The following is an 18,067-nucleotide window of genomic DNA, read 5'->3' on the forward strand; positions in this document are numbered from 1 at the left end:
CTCCCCTTCGGCCGACGACAACATGACCTCCTCATCCCTGCGATCGCTGCACGCAGTCGCCGTGCTGGTGACGCTGACGGCGGCCCTCGCCGGCGTTCGACCCGTCCAGGCGACGGAAGACGACGGCAACGCCGCCGCGCCCGACTACCTCAACGGCTGCGGCATCTGGCCGCACACGCGCTGCCCCGGCGTCGACCTGCGCGGCGCCGATCTGTCGGCCCGCAATCTGGCCGGTGCCGACCTGCGTGGCGCCAATCTGGCCGGCGCGGACCTGCGCGTCGCCAACCTGGCCGGTGCCAATCTCGACGGCGCGAATCTGGCCGGGGCGAAGCTCGGCAAGATCAATGCGCCCACCGCCACCTTCCGCGGCGCGAATCTGGCCGGCGCCGACCTGGAGTTCGCGCGCGTGATGCGCTGCGACTTCAGCGATGCCGACTTCACCGGCGCGAATCTGGAGATGGTCCGCGCCGCCTTCTCCTGGTTCGTGCGCGCGAAGATCGTCGACGCCAACCTGCAGGAGGGCAAGTTCAGCACCGTGAACTTCACCGGCGCGACGATGAAGGGCAACGTGCTGCGCTTCGCCATCTTCCCGGACTCGACCTTCGATCAATGCACCGGTTGCCCCACGGACTGGTAGGCCATGCACTCACCCATCACGAGCATTCCCCGCGGCGTCGCAACGGCCCTTCGCACGACAGCGCTGACCGCCGCCCTGATCGGCGCGGCCGGCGTCGCGGCGCAGCAGGGGTCGACAGAACCGATCACGACGCCGGTGACCATCGATCTCTCGGCCTTGCCGGTGCTTGGCGCGCCATGGCGCGAAGACAACCCCTATCGCGGCGACGCGCAGGTCGCCGAGATCGGGCGCGCGCTCTTCAATCAGGCCTGCGCCCGCTGCCATGGCGATGACGGCAATGCCACCCATCACGTCGGCACCGACCTGCGGCGCCTCGACAGCTACTGCTTCGCCAAGATCAAGGACCTGGCCGCCCGCCGTCACTGCCTGCGCGACAACGATCACTACTTCAAGGAATCGGTGCTGCGCGGCAAGATCCGCGTCGGCGTGACGCACATGCCGCCCTGGGAAGGCGTGCTGACGCAGGAAGCCGTGTGGTCGCTGAAGACCTTCCTGGAATCCCGCAGGCCGTGAGAACGGTACCGGTCGGCCACGAAAAACGGCACGGACGCGCGAGCGTCCGTGCCGTGCAACGCGCCCGGTCATCCCGGGCGTGGTACTCGCTCAGTTCACTTCGGCAGCTTGAACACCCACACGGTGCCGCCCTGCTCCAGGAAGTTGACCTTCTTGGCCACGTCGCCACCCCACAGCGGCACGGCGCCGCCCCAGCCGGAAACGACCGAGACGTACTGCTCGCCGTCCTGCTGCCAGGTGACCGGCGGCGCCACGACTCCCGAACCGGTCTGGAATTCCCAGACGACCTTGCCGGTCTTCGCGTCGGCGGCCTTCAGGAAGCCTTCCGGCGTGCCCCAGAACACCAGGTTGCCGGCCGTCGTCAGCACACCGCCCCACAGCGGCGCGTTGTTCTTCACTTCCCAGACGGTCTTGCCGGTCTTCGGGTCGATCGCACGCATCGCGCCGATGTACTCGTCGTTGATCGTCTTGATCGTGAAGCCGGCGCCCAGGTAGGCCGCGCCCTTCTTGTAGGTCACGGGCTCGTTCCAGATCTCCATGCCCCACTCGTTCGACGGCACGTAGAACAGCTTGGTGTCCGGCGAGTAAGCCATCGGCATCTGGTTCTTGCCGCCAAGGAAGGACGGCGCCGCGAACACCGAGTTGCCCTTCTTGCCGTCGGCACCCGCGGTCGGGTCGCCCGGACGGTTCTCCGGCACGTAGTTGGGACGGCCGGTCTTCAGATCGATGCCGGTGGCCCAGGTGATCTTCTTGACGAAGGGGAAAGCGTTCTCGAGCTTGCCGTTGGCGGCGTCGATCACGTAGAAGAAGCCGTTGCGGTCGGCCTTGCCGCCGACGCGCTTGCCGTCCATGTCGAAGGTGACGAACTCGTTCACGCCGTCGAAGTCCCAGCCGTCGTGCGGCGTGGTCTGATAGTGCCACTTGATCTGGCCGGTCTTGACGTCGATCGCGACCGTCGCGCACGAGAACAGGTTGTCGCCGGGACGCAGGTGGCTGTTCCACGGGCCGGGGTTGCCGGTGCCGAAGTAGGCCAGGCCGGTCTTGGCGTCGTAGGTGCCGCCCAGCCAGGTGGCCGCGCCGCCCGACTTCCACATGTCGCCCGGCCAGGTCTTGCCCGTCGTGCCCGAGATGCCGATCTCGGTCTTGTTGCCGTCCTTGTCGAACTTGTAGCCCATGTGACCTTCGACGGTCGGGCGGATCCAGACCATCTTGCCGGTCTTGGGATCGCGCGCCTCGACGCGTCCGACGATGCCGAATTCGCCGCCGGACACACCGGTCAGCAGCAGGCCACCGGCGATCAGCGGGGCGGCGGTGTAGCTGTAGCCGGCCGCGTAGTCGTCGATCTTCTCCTTCCAGACCACGTCGCCGGTCTTCTGGTCGAGCGCGACGAGCTGGGCGTCGAGCGTGCCGAAGATGACCAGGTTGTCGTACAGCGCGGCACCGCGGTTGATCACATCGCAGCAGGGCATGATGCCTTCGGGCAGGCGGTGCTCATACTTCCAGAGCTTGGTGCCGGTCTTGACGTCCAGCGCGTAGATCCGCGAGTAAGACGCCGTGACGAACATCTTGCCGTCATGAATCAGCGGCTGCGATTGCTGCCCGCGCTGCTTTTCGCCGCCGAACGAGAAGGCCCAGGCCGGCACCAGCTTCTGCACGGTCGAGGTGTTGACCTGCTTGAGCGGGGAATAGCGCTGCCCCTGCGAGCCGATGCCCCAGCTCAGAACGTCGTTCGGGGTCTTGGCATCGTTGTCGATCATCGCGTCGGTGACGCCGGCGGCCTGGGCGCCAACACTGGCGCAGGCGGCAGCCACCAACAAAGAAAGCAGGTGCAGACGCATAGTTTTGTCTCCTCGGGGGGTGAGACGCGTGCGACACGACATGGCCGCTAAAGCGCGTTCTGACTCCCAGAGGGCAAGGCCCGTGCCACGGACCGATCGGGAGAATTTCCGGGTTTGACTGCGGGTTTCACCGCAATCCGGTGTCCGGGCTGTCTCCGCGTGGAGCACCGCCTGCTTCAGCGCGCCTGGAGCGATTTGAGTTCGTAGGCAGGGTAAAGGTGTACCACGTTGCGCGGGTATTCGGTCGCGAACGCCGCCCAGTTGCGGAACTCGGCCGGCACCGGCTGTGCCAGCACCTCGGTCATCTCCGAGCCTCTCTGTGCCGCCGCGCCGAAGCTGCCGTCCAGCCAGCGCAGGTAGCGCCGGGTCTGCTCGATCCCGCGAGCGTCGCCGACCACCGGCCCGTGACTGGGCACCAGGGTCTTGAACGGCTGCGCCGCCAGCGCATCCAGGCTGGCCAACCAGTCCGGCAGCCTGGCGTGGGGCGTGGTCGGCACCCGGTCGACGAACACCAGGCCGCCGGCGAACACCACACCCGAGATCCGGTCGACCAGCACCAGATCGGAGGCGGTGTGCCCCTTCAGCTCCCGCAGCTCGAAGCGCGGGTTCCCAGCGAGCAGCGGCCCCGGCACCACCGTGCGATCGGGCAGCAGCGCCTCGGTGGCCTTCATCCAGTCGCCGCAGAGGCGGTAGAGGTTGTCCTCGTAGGACTTGGCTTCGGCCCGCATGCCCTCGATCGTGGCGGAGGTCGCCAGGCGCGGCACGTCGGCGAAGGCCTGGTTGCCGAGGAAGTAGTCGGGGTGGAGATTCAGGTGCAGCACCTGCTTCACCGGCTTGCCGGTGGTGCGCCCGACCAGCGCCCGCAGCTGTTCGCCGTAGCGTTTCGATGGCCCGGTGTTGATGACGATGACACCATCATCGACGACGATGAAGCCAGTATTGATGATGTTGCAGCCGTTGGCGCGCGAAAAGTCGGCATTGGCGCCCTCCACCACATAGACGTCCGGCGCCAGCGCCCGCGCGCTGAGGCGGTAGTCCAGCGTGGTCGGATCCGCCTGCGCCACCGCCCCCATTGCTGCACCGCAAAGCAAAACGCCGAGCAAAGCCCTGCCCCAGGCCAGCAGACGCCGCGGGTTCGGCTCCGCCGGCCCGCCAGCGTCGCCCCTCGAGGGAGAGCGGCGCAGCCGCAACGGGGGTGATTCATATGATTTGCCCGTCGATGCGGTTGCCGTTGTTGTCGACCCCGGTCACACGGAACGGCCCCGGCGGTCGGCCCTGGAAGTCGAACGAGAACACGGGGTTCTCGCTGATCGGTTCGTAGGTCGACAGGCGCAACAACTCCACGCCCCCCCCGTCGGTGACGGCCATGCGGCGCAGATAGAACGCCGGAATGCCGCCCACCAGGCCGGTGTCCATCGGATGCATCACCCGCACACGCAGCCGCGCACCCGGCGCCTCGACGGCATCGCCGAAGAAGCGTCCGCTCACCTGGCCGAGCGTCTGCGACCAGCTGCCGTCCTGCCGGGTCACGCCGGCCACCGTGCAGCCGCCCCCCGACGATTCGACCCAGGTGCCACCGACATGCCAGACGCCATCGCGGGTGCGCGCCGCGGCGCGCACGGCGCTGGCCTGCTCCAGCTTGAAACGGAAGGAAATGGCGGCCCGGGTCCCGTCCAGCGGTTCGAACTCCAGCACCTTGCGGATCGGATTGCGGTCCACCAGCACGACGATCTGCTGGATGTCGGCCAGGTCCGGCGCCGAGACCGTGATGGGCACGACCATCGGGTTTTCCGCCATCGTCGGCCCCTTGACCTGCACGCGCGGGTCGAACTCGACCCGCGACTTCGCACCCAGGAACTCCTTGACCATCTCGGGCCACTGCGCCGAGCGATAAGGGTCACCACCGTACTCGTCGGTGGCCGCACGGGCCGGCAGCACGCAGGCCGCGGCGGTCGCCAGCACCAGGTGTCGGCGCTGCAACTTCGCATCTGATGGGAACATCTTTGCCTCCTGGAGCGATGCAAAGGCAAATTGCAGGCCATCCCGACCGGCGGCCTGCCGCTGAAGGTCAGGACCGCCAGATGCTGATCAAGGTCAGGATGATGTGCTTGAAGATCGTGATGTTGAAGGCCCCGAGCGCGAACACGATGGTCCAGCGCCAGGCGGCGCGCGCCACATCCATGTAGCGGTCCTCGCCGCTGCTGACGTACAGCGCGAACGTGACCGCAGCCGTACCCCCGGTCCCCATCAGCAGCACCCCGACGATCCACCAGAAGACAGTCATCGCTCGTATCTCCGTTCACACCATGCGCGCCAGGCGCTCGAGGATCAGAACCGCAAAGAAGCCCAGCGCTGCCACCACCGTCCACTTGACGATGCGCAGGCCGATGTCACGCCAGCGCGCTTGGCCGGTGCCCGCATACATCGCGAAGCACAGCACGCCGGCAACCAGCAGCAGCAACAGGATCCATCGAAACACCAGCATGGGCGGCAGTCTAAGCGGGACGGCGGCCGGACCGACCGGCGCCGCGGCTACCAGGCCGGCGGCAGTTCGGCGAAGCCGCGCGGCGCATCGGCCTCGCGCGCGAACGTGGTCATCTCGTAGGCCGTCGGATCGGCGAACAGCGCACGCAGCAGCGTGTTGTTCAGCGCGTGCCCGCCCTTGAACGAGGTGTAGCTCGCCAGCAGCGCGTGGCCGGCGATGTGCAGGTCGCCAATGGCGTCGAGCAGCTTGTGCTTCACGAACTCGTCGTCATAGCGCAGCCCGTCGGCGTTAAGCACACGGTGGTCGTCGACGACGATCGCGTTGTCCATGCTGCCGCCCAGCGTCAGGCCACGCGCGCGCATCGCGTCCACGTCCTTGGCGAAGCCGAAGGTCCGCGCTCGCGCAATGTCGCGCTGGTACTGACCCTCGCCGAACTCGAACTCCACGCGCTGGCCGGTCTGGCTCACCGCCGGGTGGTCGAACACGATCTCGAACGCGAGCTTGTAGCCGTGATAGGGCTCGAGACGGGCCCACTTGGCACCGGGCCCCTCGCCGTCGCGAACTTCCACGGTCTTCAGCACGCGGATGAAGCGCTTGGGCGCCTTCTGCAGCTCGATGCCCGCGTTCTGCAGCAGGAACACGAAGCTGGAGGCCGAACCGTCGAGGATGGGCATCTCGTCGGCCGTGATGTCCGCCAGCAGGTTGTCGATGCCCAGCCCGGCGCAGGCCGACATGAAGTGCTCGATCGTCTGCACCTTCGGGCCGCCCGGGTCGCCCCCGGGCGAAATGCTGGAGGCCATGCGCGTATCGCACACCGCGTCGAAGCGTGCCGGGATGTCCACCGGGCTCGGCAGATCGACACGCCGGAACACGATGCCCGTGTCGGGCGCCGCCGGCCGCAGCGTGAGCTCGACCCGCTGCCCGCTGTGCACGCCCACCCCGACGGCGCGCGTGATCGACTTCAGGGTGCGTTGCTGCAGCATGCTGTCATTGTAAAAAGCGCAGCCCCGACCGGCTTGCAGGGCCGCGCTATCACCTCGTTAGCAACTTTCCACCGCACGTTGCCTTCACCGAGCAGGCGCCGCGGGTCCGGCTCCGCCGGCCCGCCAGCGCCGCCCCCTCGAGGGGGAGCGCCGAAGGCGCAACGGGGGTGGTCGTCATCAATCGGCTTGCTTGCGCAGGAACGCCGGGATCTCGATCTCGTCCATGCCGTTGCTCGCCAGCGCATCCACCTTCGCCGCGGCCTGGGTGCGCCCGCTGCGCCACACGCTCGGCACCTGCATGCCGGCGTAGTCGTGCTGGGTCGGCGCGGCGGACAGCCCGCCCTGCGTGTGCAGCGGCTGGTTCAGCACCGGGATGTTGTCGGTGCCGGTCCGCTGCAGCGTGGCGTTGTGCACCACCGTCATCGGCGCCTGCACACGGCGGGCCGGCGCGAGTCCGGTGGCGATCACGGTCACGCGCAGCTGGTCGCCCAGGCTCTCGTCGTAGGCGGCGCCGAAGATCACGTGGGCGTCTTCCGCGGCGTAACGGCGGATGGTGTTCATCGCGTTCTTGCTCTCGCTCAGCTTCAGGCTGGCGCGGCTCGCCGCGATCAGCACCAGCACACCGCGCGCGCCCGACAGGTCGATGCCCTCGAGCAGCGGGCAGGCCACCGCCGAGTCGGCCGCCTTGTTGGCGCGGTCCGGTCCGGTCGCGATCGCGGTGCCCATCATCGCCTTGCCGGGCTCGCTCATCACCGTCTTCACGTCCTCGAAGTCGACGTTGATCGACGCATCGATGTGGATGATGTCGGCAATGCCGCCCACGGCATTCTTCAGCACGTCGTTGGCCTGCTTGAAGGCCTGGTCCTGCGACACGTCGTCGCCCAGCACCTCGAGCAGCTTCTCGTTGAGCACCACGATCAGCGAGTCGACGTTGGCTTCCAGCTCCTGCAGGCCGGCCTCGGCCTGCTTCATGCGCCGGCCGCCCTCGAAATCGAAGGCTTGGTCACCACGCCCACCGTCAGGATGCCCATCTCCTTGGCCACGCGCGCGATCACCGGCGCGGCGCCGGTGCCGGTGCCGCCGCCCATGCCGGCAGTCAGGAAGATCATGTTGGCGCCCGCGATCGCGTCGCGGATGCGGCCCTCGGCTTCGTCGGCCGCGGCCTTGCCGGCGGCCGGCTTGGAGCCCGCGCCCAGGCCGGTGCTGCCGAGCTGGATGAGCTGGTCGGCCTTGGAGCGGTGCAGCGCCTGCGCGTCGGTGTTCGCGCAGATGAACTCCACGCCCTGCACGCCCTCGTTGATCATGTGCTCGACAGCGTTGCCGCCGCCGCCGCCCACGCCGATCACCTTGATCTTCGTGCCGAGCTCGAATTCTTCAATCATCTCGATGGCCATGGTGGACCTCCTTCGTCTGATGCAGTTGCCGGTTGAAAACGTGGGCTGGATGACGCCCTAAAAATTCCCGATGAACCAATCCTTGACGCGGCCGAACAGGGTCTGGACCGACCCGCCTGCTGCGCTGCCTTCATGCCGCGCGTGCGCGCGAGCCTCGCCTCTTCGAGCAAGCCCATCACGGTGGCCGAGCGCGGGCTCGCCACCATGTCTGACAGTGCGCCGGCGTAGGTGGGCAGCCCCTTCCTCACCGGCTTCAGAAAGATGTCCTCGCCCAGCTCGACCATGCCGGGCATCACCGCGGTGCCGCCGGTGAGCACGATGCCGCTGGACAGCAGCTCCTCGTAGCCGCTCTCGCGGATCACCTGGTGCACCAGCGAGAAGATCTCCTCGACGCGCGGCTCGATCACGCCGGCCAGCGCCTGGCGGCTGAGCATGCGCGGGCCGCGGTCGCCGAGCCCCGGCACCTCGACCTGCTCGTTCGGATCGGCCAGCAGCTGCTTGGCCACGCCGTGCTCGACCTTGATCTCCTCGGCGTCCTTGGTCGGCGTGCGCAGCGCCATCGCGATGTCGCTGGTGATCAGGTCGCCGGCGATCGGGATCACCGCGGTGTGGCGCACCGAGCCGTCGGTGAAGATCGACACGTCGGTCGTGCCGGCGCCGATGTCGACCAGCGCGACGCCCAGGTCCTTCTCGTCGTCGGTCAGCACCGCGTGGCTGGACGCGCTGGGGTTGAGTACCAGCATGTCCACTTCCAGCCCGCAGCGGCGCACGCACTTGATGATGTTCTCGGCCGCGCTCTGCGCGCCGGTCACGATGTGCACCTTGACCTCGAGGCGGCCGCCGCTCATGCCGATCGGCTCCTTGACCTCGTGGCCGTCGATCACGAACTCCTGCGCCTCGACCAGCAGCATGCGCTGGTCGTTCGGGATGTTGATCGCCTTGGCGGTCTCGATCACGCGCGCCACGTCGACCGGCGTGACCTCCTTGTCGCGCACGATCACCATGCCGGTGGAGTTCTGGCCGCGGATGTGGCTGCCGGTGATGCCGGTGTAGACGCGCGTGATCTTGCAGTCGGCCATCATCTCGGCCTCCTTCAAGGCCTGCTGGATGGACTGGACCGTCGCGTCGATGTTCACCACCACGCCGCGCTTGAGCCCATGGGCCGGCGCGGTGCCGATGCCGGCGACGCGCAGCTCACCCTCGGGCAGCACCTCGGCCACCACCGCCATCACCTTGGCGGTGCCGATGTCGAGCCCGACGACGAGATCCTTGTATTCCTTGGCCATGTGCTTCCCGCCTTTTCCTTCTATTTCCTGCCTGCCGCCGCCGTCGGCGCCGCCGTGCCGATGCCCTTGAGCCGCAGCGCGTAGCCGTCGGCGTGGCGCAGGTCTGCATACGCCAGCGGGCGCTCGTAGCGCGCCGTCAGCTGCGGCACGGTGCCCACGAAGGCCTGCACCCGCGCCATCACCTCGTCCTCGCCGCCGCGGCCGAGCTCGACCTGCGCGCCGCTGTCCAGCTCGGCTCGCCAGGAACCGCGCGCGCTCATCGCCAGCGTCTCGATGCTCGCGCCAATGGCCTCGAACGCCGGCACCAGCCGCCGGTACATCGCGAGCATCGACGCCGAACTGCCCTCCGGCCCCTGCAGCACCGGCAGGTTCTCGTCCTCGACGTCGCCCGGGTTCGCCTCGAACACCTCCCCCTGCACGTTGACGAGCTTGTCGTCGCCGTCCTCCTGGTGCCACCATGCGGCGACGTGGTGTTCTTCGAGGCGCACGGCCAGCCGGTTCGGCCACACCCGCTGCACCGCGGCCCGCCGCACCCAGGGCACGGACTGGAAGGCCTCCTGGGCCTGCGCGAGATCGAGGCTGAAGAAGTTGCCGCTCAGCTTGGGCATCGCATTGGCACGGATCGTGGTCACGCTGTTGCGCGCCACCTCGCCCTCCACGCGAACGCCGCGCAGCGTGAACAGCGGCGCGCGCAGCGCCCAGGTCAGCAGCAGCCCGATGAAGGCCAGCAGCGCGAACGCGAACAGCACGCTGGCGCCGGTGCGCATCAGGCGCACATCGGCCGGCAGCGGCTGCGGCTTCGCGGGGAGGCGGGGTCTGCGGGCCATGAGGGGCTCAGGCGTCGAGCGCCGCTCCCTGCAGGATGTGCAGGCACAGCTGCTCGTAGCCGAGGCCTGCGGCCTTGGCCGACATCGGCACCAGCGAATGGCCGGTCATGCCCGGCGAGGTGTTCATCTCCAGCAGGAAGGGCTTGCGATCGCTGGCGCGGATCATCAGGTCGGCCCGACCCCAGCCGCGGCAGCCCAGCGCTCGGTAGGCGGCCAGCACGATGCGCTGGATCTCGGCCTCCTCGTCCGCCGGCAGGCCGCTCGGACAGAGATACTTCACCTCGTCGGTGAAGTACTTGTTCTGGTAGTCGTAGCCGGCCTCGGGCGGCACGATGCGGATCACCGGCAGCGCGCGAGCATTCGCGCCCTCGCCCAGCACCGGGCAGGTCACCTCGGCGCCGTCGATGAACTCCTCGCACAGCACGTCGGGATCGTGGCGGGCCGACAGCGCCACCGCGTCCTGCATCTGCGAATAGCCGAGCACCTTGGTGACGCCGATCGACGAGCCCTCGCGCGGCGGCTTCACGATCAACGGCAGGCCCAGGTCGTCGGGCACGCCGCGCACCCGCTCGGGCGTCTGCTCGTCAGGCGCGAGCCGCACGTAGCGTGGCGTCGGCAGCCCTTCGGCGAGCCACACGCGCTTGGTCATGATCTTGTCCATCGCGATGGCGCTCGCCATCACGCCCGAACCGGTGTACGGAATGCGCAGCAGCTCCAGCGCGCCCTGCACCGTGCCGTCCTCGCCGTGCCGACCGTGCAGCGCAATGAAGCAGCGCTGGAAGCCCTGGCGCCGCAGCTCGACCAGTTCGTGATCCTTCGGATCGAAGGCGTGGGCGTCGACGCCGGCGTCCTGCAGCGCCTTCAGCACGCCGCCGCCGGACATCAGCGAGATGTCGCGTTCGGCCGAGGTGCCGCCCATCAGCACGGCGACCTTGCCGAAGGACCGGGGATCGGGGGTGGCGCTCATGCGTGGGCTCCCAACAGTTCGACCACCTGGCCGGGCACGGCGCCGATCGAGCCCGCCCCCATGGTGATCACCACATCGCCGTCCTGCACGTTGTCGGCGATGGCCTGCGGCATCGCCGCGATCTCGTCCACGAACACCGGTTCGAGCTTGCCGCCGACCCGCAGCGCGCGCGCCAGCGCGCGCCCGTCGGCAGCCACGATCGGCGCTTCGCCGGCGGCGTAGACCTCGCCCAGCAGCACCGCGTCGGCGCCACCCATCACCTTGACGAAGTCCTCGAAACAGTCGCGCGTGCGGGTGTAGCGGTGCGGCTGGAAGGCGATCACCAGGCGGCGCCCCGGGAAGGCACCGCGCGCCGCGGCGATCACCGCGGCCATCTCCACCGGGTGGTGGCCGTAGTCGTCGATCAGCGTGAAGCGACCACCGGCCGGCGTCGGCAGCTCGCCGTAGCGCTGGAAGCGCCGGCCCACGCCGTCGAAGGCGGCCAGCGCCTTCTGCACCGGCGCATCGGGCAGCTCCAGCTCGGCCGCCACCGCGATGACCGCCAGCGCGTTGAGCACGTTGTGCCGGCCCGGCAGATTGAGCGTGATCGGCAGGTCGGGCATCACCACGCCGTTGCGGCGCTGCGCGGTGAAGCGCATCTGCCCCCCCGGCAGCGCCAGCACGTCGACCGCGCGGATCTGCGCATCCTCGCCGAAGCCGTAGCTCACCACCGGCCGCGAGATCATCGGGATGATGGAACGCACGCCGGGGTCGTCGCCGCAGATGATGGCCGCGCCGTAGAACGGCATGCGGTGGAGGAATTCGAGGAAGGCGTGCTTCAGTCGGCCGAGGTCGTGGCCGTAGGTGTCCATGTGGTCGGCGTCGATGTTGGTCACGACGCTCAGCACCGGCAGCAGGTTCAGGAACGAGGCGTCCGACTCGTCCGCCTCGACCACGATGTAGTCGCCGGCGCCGAGCCGCGAGTTCGCGCCGGCGCTGTTGAGCCGACCGCCGATCACGAAGGTCGGGTCCAGCCCGGCTTCGGCCAGCACGCTGGCGACCAGCGAGGTGGTGGTGGTCTTGCCGTGCGTGCCGGCGATCGCGATGCCCTGCTTCAGGCGCATCAGCTCGGCCAGCATCACCGCGCGCGGCACCACCGGCACGCGCCGGGACCGCGCCGCGATCACCTCGGGGTTGTCTCCCTTCACCGCGGTGGACGTGACCACCGCCTCGGCGCCGGCGATGTGCGCAGCGTCGTGGCCGATCGCCACGCGGATGCCCAGCGAGGCCAGCCGCCGCGTCGTCGCGCCGTCGCTCTGGTCGGAGCCCGACACCCGGTAGCCCAGGTTGTGCAGGATCTCGGCGATGCCGCTCATGCCGGCGCCGCCGATGCCGACGAAGTGGATGTGCTTGACTGCGTGCTTCATGACAGCCCCTCGTCCGACGCGTACGTCGGCCGATCCCCGCGGGGATACGGGCCGGCTTGGGGCGGCCCGGCGCTCGGCCCGCGTGCGCAAGTGTCTGCAGGTTCATCACAGCCCGTCCTTTCGCACGAGACGCTCGATCTCGTCGGCCACACGGGCCGCGGCGCGCGGGCGTGACAGCGCACGCGCCTTCTCGGCCATGCCCAGCAACTGCGGCCGGTCCAGCGTGCGCAGCCGCTCGGCCAGCGCCTGCGGCGTCAACTCGCTCTGCGGCAGGTGGATCGCCGCACCGTGCTGCGCCATGTAGAGCGCGTTGTCGCGCTGGTGCGAGGTGGTGCTCACGATCAGCGGCACCAGGACACTCGCCACGCCGGCGGCACACAGCTCGCTGACCGTCACTGCGCCGGCACGGCAGATCACCACGTCGCAGTGCGCGAGCCGCGCGGCCATGTCGTCGATGAAGGCCAGCACCTCGACACCGTCGTCGATGCCCACGGCCGCATAGGCCTCCTTCACGCCGTCGCGGTTGAGCTGGCCGGTCTGGTGCAGCACGCGCGGCCGTTCCGCGGGCGCCAGCAGGGCCAGCGCCTGTGGCAGGGTCTCGTTGAGCACGCGCGCCCCCAGGCTGCCCCCGACCACCAGCACGCGCAGCGGTCCCTCGCGCCCGGCGTAGCGCACCGGCGGCTCGGGCAGTGTCTCGATCTCGGCACGCACCGGATTGCCGGTGACGACCGCCTGCCTCGTGGTGGCTGCCGCGGCGCCGTCGAAGCCGAAGGCGATGCGGTCGGCCACCGGCTTCAGCGCGCGGTTGCTCATCAGCAGCGCCGCATCGGCATTGACCAGGATCAGCGGCTTGCCCAGCAGCGAGGCCATCAGCCCGCCCGGGAAGCACACATAACCGCCCATGCCCAGCACCGCGGTGGTGGCGCGGCGGCGCAGGATCTTCACGCAGGCCGCGAACGCACCCAGCAGCCGCAGGCCGCCGGTCAGCGTGTGCAGCAGGCCCTTGCCGCGCAGCCCGCTGAAGGCGATGGTGTCCATCTCGATGCCCGACTCGGCGGCCGGCGGCACGAGGCGGTTCTCCATGCCCTGCTCGGTGCCGAGCCAGCTGACGGTCCAGCCGCGGTGCTGCATCTCCTGGGCGACGGCCAGGCCGGGAATGATGTGGCCGCCGGTGCCGGCGGCCATGACGACGAGGTGGCGTTGAGTCATGGCGTGACTCCTGCACCTGCGGACGGCACCGCGCCGGGGCGAGACCCGGCGGGCTGCCGCGCACGGCACCGCACCAAGCCGATAGCCTCAGCCATGCCCTGGATGAAAGCGCCGCTCACGCGCGCCCTCCTCGCATGAGCTGCCGGTTCTCGATATCGACCCGCAACACGATCGCCAACGCCACGCAGTTCATCAGGATCGCCGAGCCGCCGTAGCTCATCAGCGGCAGCGTCAGGCCCTTGGTCGGCAGCACGCCGAGGTTCACGCCCATGTTGATGAACGCCTGACCGCCCATCCAGATGCCGATGCCCTGCGCCAGCAGGCCGGAGAACACGCGGTCGAGCGCGATCGCCTGGCGGCCGATGTGGAAGATGCGGCGCGTGAGCCAGAAGAAGGCGGCGATCACCAGCGCAACGCCGACGAAGCCCAGCTCCTCGCCGATCACCGCCAGCAGGAAGTCGGTGTGCGCCTCCGGCAGGTAGTGCAGCTTCTCGACGCTGGAGCCCAGGCCCTGGCCGAAGATCTCGCCGCGGCCCAGCGCGATCAGCGAATGCGTGAGCTGGTAGCCCTTGCCCTGCGCGTACAGCGGGTCCCAGGGGCTGAGAAACGCCAGGATGCGTTCGGCCCGCCAGGGGCTCGCGATGATCATCGACACGAAGGCGCCCAGCAGCACCGCGATGCTGAGCAGGAACATGCGGCCGTTCACGCCACCGAGGAACAGGATGCCCATCGCGATGGCTGCGATGACGATGAACGCGCCCATGTCGGGCTCGGCCAGCAGCAGCACGCCGATCACCGCGAGCGCGGCCGCCATCGGCGCCACGGCGCGCGTGAAGTGCTCCTTGATCTCCATCTTGCGCACCATGTAGCTGGCGGCATACATGGCGATGCCCAGCTTGGCCAGTTCGCTGGGCTGGAAGCTCATGAAACCCAGCGGGATCCAGCGCCGCGCGCCCTTGCTGGCGCGCCCGATGTGCGGGATGAGCACCAGCACCAGCAGCACCAGCGCGGCGACGAACAGCCACGGCGCCCAGCGCTCCCACAGCCGCAGCGGCACCTGCACCACCGCGAGCGACGCGCCCAGCGCGATCAACAGGCCGAAGGCATGGCGCACCATCAGGTAGTGGTGGGTGGGCGCGACACGCGCGGTGCGCGGGTCGTCCGGCAGCGCGATCGAGGTCGAATAGACCATCACCAGGCCGAGCGCGAGCAGCGCGATCACCACGCAGACCATCATCTGATCGAAGCCCAGCAGGCGCGCCGGCTGGCCGTTGGACACGCTGACCCAGTCGCGGATCGGCAGTGTCTCGCTGCCCGCACCGCGGCCCAGCCAGCGCGCCGCGCGCTCCTTCAGCGCGGCCAGCCCGGGCGGGCGCCGACGGCGGCGGACGACGCGGCGCGGCTCATGCCGTCTCCCCGTGCTCGCACGCCAGCTCGCGCACGGTGTCGCAGAACACCTCGGCGCGCTGCGCGTAGTTGCGGAACATGTCCAGGCTGGCGCAGGCCGGGCTCAGCAGCACGGCATCGCCGGCGCGCGCCTGCTCGAAGCACCAGCGGGTGGCGGTCTGCAGCGTGTCGTGCCGCGCCAGCGGCACGCTGCCGGCCGCGAGCACCGCCTCGATCGCCGGCGCATCGCGGCCGATCAGCGCCACCGCGCGCACATGGCGCGCCACCGGCGCGACCAGCGGCGTGAAGTCCTGGCCCTTGCCGTCGCCGCCGAGGATCACCACCAGCTTGGCCGGCGTCTTGTCGGCGCCCAGACCCTCGAGCGCGGCCACCGTGGCGCCGACGTTGGTGCCCTTGCTGTCGTCGTAGGCCTCGACGCCCCCCGACCGTGGCGACGAAATCCACGCGGTGCGGCTCGCCGCCGTACTCGCGCAGGCCGTGCAGCATCGGCGCCAGCGGCCGGCCGATGGCGGTGGCCAGCGCCAGCGCGGCCAGCGCATTGGCGGCGTTGTGGCGGCCGCGGATGCGCAGCGCGTCGGCCGGCATCAGGCGCTGCAGGTGGATCTCCTCGTCCTCGGTGTCGCCCTTGCGGCGCTTGATCGTCTCGTCGGCCTCCAGCGCGCGCACCAGCCAGGCCATGCCGTTCTCGACCACCAGCCCGTAGTCGCCGGGGCGCTGCGGCGCGTCGAGCCCGAAGCGGACCACCTTGCGCGCCAGCGGCTTCGCGAAGCGGCCTTTCTGCGGCAATGGCGCCGGGACCATGGCCTCGACCTGCACGTCGTCGCGGTTGACCACCATCGTGCAGCCCCAGGCGTCGGCCGGGCCGTAGATGCGCGCCTTCGCCGCGGCATAGGCCGGCATCGAGCCGTGCCAGTCGAGGTGGTCCTGCGTGATGTTCAGCACCACCGCGGCGTCCGGCACGAAGCCGCGCACGCCGTCGAGCTGGAAGCTCGACAGCTCCAGCACCCAGGCCTCGGGAAGGTGCTCGAACACCGGCGCCGCGGGCGGCGGCGGGGCGAGCTGCAGCGGGGCTTCGTCGTCGTCGGCAGGTTCGGACACGGAAAGGCCCTCACCCCCGCCCTCTCCCGCTGAGATCGGAGTGGGAGCCGGCGGTTCGTCTCCCTCTCCCCCTGGGGCGGGAGAGGGCTGGGGTGAGGGGCATTCCGGTTCACCTTCCTGCTCCAGCGCCGCCGCCAGCGTGCCCAGCATCGTCGGGCCCACGTTGCCGGCCACCGCCACGCGCAATCCGCTGCGTTCGATCAGCTGGCCGCACATCACCGTGGTGGTGGTCTTGCCGTTGGTGCCGGTGATGGCGATCACCTTGGGTGCGTAGCCGCGTTCGGCCTTCAGCCCGGCCAGGGCCTGCGCGAACAGGTCGAGCTCGCCCTCGACGGGTACGCCAAGCTCGGCCGCGCGCGCCAGCAGCGGCGCCAGCACCGGGTCCAGCGGCGACAGGCCCGGGCTCTTCAGCACGCGCTGCACGCCGTCCAGCAGGCCAGCGTCGAAACCGTGGTGCAGCGTCGCGCCCGGCAGCGCCTGGGCCAACGCTGCGGCCTGCGGCGGCGCCTCGCGGCTGTCGGCACGCGCACCGCGGCGCCTGGCGCGCGCACCACTGCGCCATCGCGAGGCCCGAGTCGCCGAGGCCCAGCACGAGCACGGTCGACGAATTCTGGAAGAGGCTCATCGGCGGCGATTCAGCGCAGCTTCAGGCTGGACAGCCCGACCAGGCACAGCAGCATGGTGATGATCCAGAAGCGCACGACGACCTGCGTCTCCTTCCAGCCCGACTTCTCGAAGTGGTGATGCAGTGGCGCCATCAGCAGGATGCGCCGCCCGGCGCCGTAGCGCCGCTTCGTGTACTTGAACCAGGTGACCTGCGCCATCACCGACAGCGCCTCGAGCACGAAGATGCCGCCCATGATCGCCAGCACCACCTCCTGGCGCACGATGACCGCGATGGTGCCGAGCGCGCCGCCGAGCGCGAGCGCGCCCACGTCGCCCATGAACACCTGCGCCGGGTAGGCGTTGAACCACAGGAAGGCCAGCCCCGCGCCGGCCATCGCGGCGCAGAAGATCATCAGCTCGCCGGCGCCGGGAATGTGCGGCAGCAGCAGGTAGTTGGCGTACACCGAGCTGCCGGTCGCGTAGGCGAAGATGCCGAGCGCCGAGCCCACCATCACCACCGGCATGATCGCCAGCCCGTCGAGGCCGTCGGTCAGGTTGACCGCGTTGCTGCTGCCCACGATCACCACGTAGGTCAGGAAGATGAAGCCGAACACGCCCAGCGGGTAGCTGATGCTCTTGAAGAAGGGCACGATCAGGTCGGCCTTGGGCGGCAGGTCGTTCGAGAAGCCGCTCTGCACCCAGCGGATGAACAGCTCCAGCACGCGCAGGTTCGAGGTCTCGGACACGCTGAACGCCAGGTAGAGCGCGGCCACCAGCCCGATCAGCGACTGCCAGAAGTATTTCTCGCGCGAGCGCATGCCCTCGGGGTTCTTGTCGACCACCTTGCGCCAGTCGTCGACCCAGCCGATCGCGCCGAAGCCGAAGGTCACGATCATCACGATCCAGACGAAGCGGTTGCTCCAGTCGAACCACAGCAGCGTGCTGATCGCGATGGCCAGCAGGATCAGCGCGCCGCCCATCGTCGGCGTGCCCTGCTTCACCATGTGCTCGGCGACGCCGTACTCGCGGATCGGCTGGCCGATCTTCAGCTCGGTGAGCCGCCGGATCACGATCGGGCCGAGCGCCAGACCGATCAGCAGGGCCGTCATCGCCGCCATCACGGCGCGGAAGGTGAGGTACTGGAACACGCGCAGGAAACCGAGCTGCTCGGGATAGAGCAGTTGCAGCCATTGCGACAGGGAGATCAGCATGAAGTTGCGATGCCTTCGGTTCAGTGCGGGGTGGGCGATGCGGCGCCAGGGGCCTGCAGCGCGGCGATCACCTGCTCCATCTCATGAAGCGCGAGCCCTTGACGACGATGGACGCGGCCTCCGGGGCGGCGTGCGTGTCCGGCCCCAGCGCCGCGATCAGCTCGGCCACGCTCGCGTGGGCCCGTGCGGCCGGGCCGAAG

The 18,067-nt window shown here is 69.5% G+C and carries 14 protein-coding genes and 3 pseudogenes; 2 read left to right on the top strand and 15 right to left on the bottom strand.

Annotated elements, in window-relative coordinates; genetic code table 11:
• Both Y694_RS13110 and Y694_RS13115 read left to right on the top strand, forming a co-directional pair.
• Nucleotides 1-637 (top strand): pentapeptide repeat-containing protein (locus Y694_RS13110; protein ID WP_231497683.1); only part of this gene is annotated, 637 nt, incomplete at its 5' end.
• 3 nt (nt 638-640) lie between these two features.
• The gene (locus Y694_RS13115; protein WP_036233159.1) at nt 641-1,150 is read left to right on the top strand and encodes a c-type cytochrome; all 510 of its coding nucleotides are present in this window, start codon (nt 641-643) and stop codon (nt 1,148-1,150) included.
• A gap of 95 nt (nt 1,151-1,245) precedes the next feature.
• On the opposite strand, the gene Y694_RS13120 is transcribed toward Y694_RS13115, so the two are convergent.
• The 15 genes and pseudogenes from Y694_RS13120 to mraY form a co-directional block, all read right to left on the bottom strand.
• A complete protein-coding gene (locus tag Y694_RS13120) occupies nt 1,246-2,988 on the bottom strand; it encodes a PQQ-dependent methanol/ethanol family dehydrogenase (RefSeq protein ID WP_011828073.1) in 1,743 nt (580 codons plus the stop codon).
• A 176-nt stretch (nt 2,989-3,164) separates the two neighbouring features.
• Nucleotides 3,165-4,061: a quinoprotein relay system zinc metallohydrolase 1 gene (locus Y694_RS13125; RefSeq protein WP_051495765.1), complete on the bottom strand. Its 897-nt coding sequence runs from the start codon at nt 4,059-4,061 to the stop codon at nt 3,165-3,167.
• A 127-nt stretch (nt 4,062-4,188) separates the two neighbouring features.
• Nucleotides 4,189-4,989 carry a quinoprotein dehydrogenase-associated SoxYZ-like carrier gene (locus Y694_RS13130; protein WP_011828071.1) on the bottom strand — a complete coding sequence of 267 codons (801 nt, stop codon included), beginning with the start codon at nt 4,987-4,989 and terminating at the stop codon, nt 4,189-4,191.
• 67 nt (nt 4,990-5,056) lie between these two features.
• Entirely contained in the window at nt 5,057-5,272 is a 216-nt protein-coding gene (locus Y694_RS13135) for a hypothetical protein (RefSeq protein WP_011828070.1), read from the bottom strand.
• Between the two features lie 15 nt (nt 5,273-5,287).
• On the bottom strand, nt 5,288-5,473 hold the full coding sequence (locus Y694_RS13140) for a hypothetical protein (protein ID WP_011828069.1): 186 nt from the start codon (nt 5,471-5,473) through the stop codon (nt 5,288-5,290).
• A gap of 47 nt (nt 5,474-5,520) precedes the next feature.
• Nucleotides 5,521-6,456, bottom strand: coding sequence for a UDP-3-O-acyl-N-acetylglucosamine deacetylase (gene lpxC / locus Y694_RS13145; RefSeq protein ID WP_011828068.1), 936 nt, complete (start codon nt 6,454-6,456; stop codon nt 5,521-5,523).
• Nucleotides 6,457-6,633: 177 nt separating this feature from the next.
• A pseudogene (gene ftsZ, locus Y694_RS13150) lies at nt 6,634-7,850 on the bottom strand (cell division protein FtsZ).
• A 57-nt stretch (nt 7,851-7,907) separates the two neighbouring features.
• Nucleotides 7,908-9,136 (bottom strand): annotated as a pseudogene (ftsA, locus tag Y694_RS13155) (cell division protein FtsA).
• 20 nt (nt 9,137-9,156) lie between these two features.
• Nucleotides 9,157-9,963, bottom strand: a complete 807-nt coding sequence (locus tag Y694_RS13160) for a cell division protein FtsQ/DivIB (RefSeq protein WP_011828065.1) — start codon at nt 9,961-9,963, stop codon at nt 9,157-9,159.
• A gap of 7 nt (nt 9,964-9,970) precedes the next feature.
• Nucleotides 9,971-10,930 carry a D-alanine--D-alanine ligase gene (locus Y694_RS13165; RefSeq protein ID WP_011828064.1) on the bottom strand — a complete coding sequence of 320 codons (960 nt, stop codon included), beginning with the start codon at nt 10,928-10,930 and terminating at the stop codon, nt 9,971-9,973.
• The gene (gene murC / locus Y694_RS13170) at nt 10,927-12,336 is read right to left on the bottom strand and encodes a UDP-N-acetylmuramate--L-alanine ligase (protein ID WP_011828063.1); all 1,410 of its coding nucleotides are present in this window, start codon (nt 12,334-12,336) and stop codon (nt 10,927-10,929) included. Before murC ends, Y694_RS13165 begins: the two co-directional genes overlap by 4 nt.
• A 105-nt stretch (nt 12,337-12,441) precedes the next feature.
• Nucleotides 12,442-13,545: an undecaprenyldiphospho-muramoylpentapeptide beta-N-acetylglucosaminyltransferase gene (gene murG, locus Y694_RS13175; RefSeq protein ID WP_036233163.1), complete on the bottom strand. Its 1,104-nt coding sequence runs from the start codon at nt 13,543-13,545 to the stop codon at nt 12,442-12,444.
• A gap of 115 nt (nt 13,546-13,660) precedes the next feature.
• Nucleotides 13,661-14,824 carry a putative lipid II flippase FtsW gene (gene ftsW, locus Y694_RS13180; protein WP_409072483.1) on the bottom strand — a complete coding sequence of 388 codons (1,164 nt, stop codon included), beginning with the start codon at nt 14,822-14,824 and terminating at the stop codon, nt 13,661-13,663.
• Between the two features lie 124 nt (nt 14,825-14,948).
• Nucleotides 14,949-16,473, bottom strand: a pseudogene (gene murD, locus Y694_RS26775) (UDP-N-acetylmuramoyl-L-alanine--D-glutamate ligase).
• Nucleotides 16,474-16,685: 212 nt separating this feature from the next.
• Nucleotides 16,686-17,867, bottom strand: coding sequence for a phospho-N-acetylmuramoyl-pentapeptide-transferase (mraY, locus tag Y694_RS13190; RefSeq protein ID WP_011828059.1), 1,182 nt, complete (start codon nt 17,865-17,867; stop codon nt 16,686-16,688).
• Nucleotides 17,868-18,067 lie beyond the last annotated feature (200 nt).

It is taken from the genome of Methylibium sp. T29-B, from assembly GCF_000576225.1.
Classification (GTDB): domain Bacteria; phylum Pseudomonadota; class Gammaproteobacteria; order Burkholderiales; family Burkholderiaceae_C; genus Methylibium; species Methylibium petroleiphilum.

Coding starts and splice junctions, on each gene's coding strand:
- Y694_RS13165 (WP_011828064.1), bottom strand. CDS start 10,930: ATGAGCGCCACCCCCGATCCCCGGTCCTTCGGCAAGGTCGCCGTGCTG.
- Y694_RS13160 (WP_011828065.1), bottom strand. CDS start 9,963: ATGGCCCGCAGACCCCGCCTCCCCGCGAAGCCGCAGCCGCTGCCGGCC.
- Y694_RS13140 (WP_011828069.1), bottom strand. CDS start 5,473: ATGCTGGTGTTTCGATGGATCCTGTTGCTGCTGCTGGTTGCCGGCGTG.
- Y694_RS13130 (WP_011828071.1), bottom strand. CDS start 4,989: ATGTTCCCATCAGATGCGAAGTTGCAGCGCCGACACCTGGTGCTGGCG.
- murC (WP_011828063.1), bottom strand. CDS start 12,336: ATGAAGCACGCAGTCAAGCACATCCACTTCGTCGGCATCGGCGGCGCC.
- Y694_RS13115 (WP_036233159.1), top strand. CDS start 641: ATGCACTCACCCATCACGAGCATTCCCCGCGGCGTCGCAACGGCCCTT.
- murG (WP_036233163.1), bottom strand. CDS start 13,545: ATGACTCAACGCCACCTCGTCGTCATGGCCGCCGGCACCGGCGGCCAC.
- Y694_RS13125 (WP_051495765.1), bottom strand. CDS start 4,061: ATGGGGGCGGTGGCGCAGGCGGATCCGACCACGCTGGACTACCGCCTC.
- Y694_RS13135 (WP_011828070.1), bottom strand. CDS start 5,272: ATGACTGTCTTCTGGTGGATCGTCGGGGTGCTGCTGATGGGGACCGGG.
- Y694_RS13120 (WP_011828073.1), bottom strand. CDS start 2,988: ATGCGTCTGCACCTGCTTTCTTTGTTGGTGGCTGCCGCCTGCGCCAGT.
- mraY (WP_011828059.1), bottom strand. CDS start 17,867: ATGCTGATCTCCCTGTCGCAATGGCTGCAACTGCTCTATCCCGAGCAG.
- lpxC (WP_011828068.1), bottom strand. CDS start 6,456: ATGCTGCAGCAACGCACCCTGAAGTCGATCACGCGCGCCGTCGGGGTG.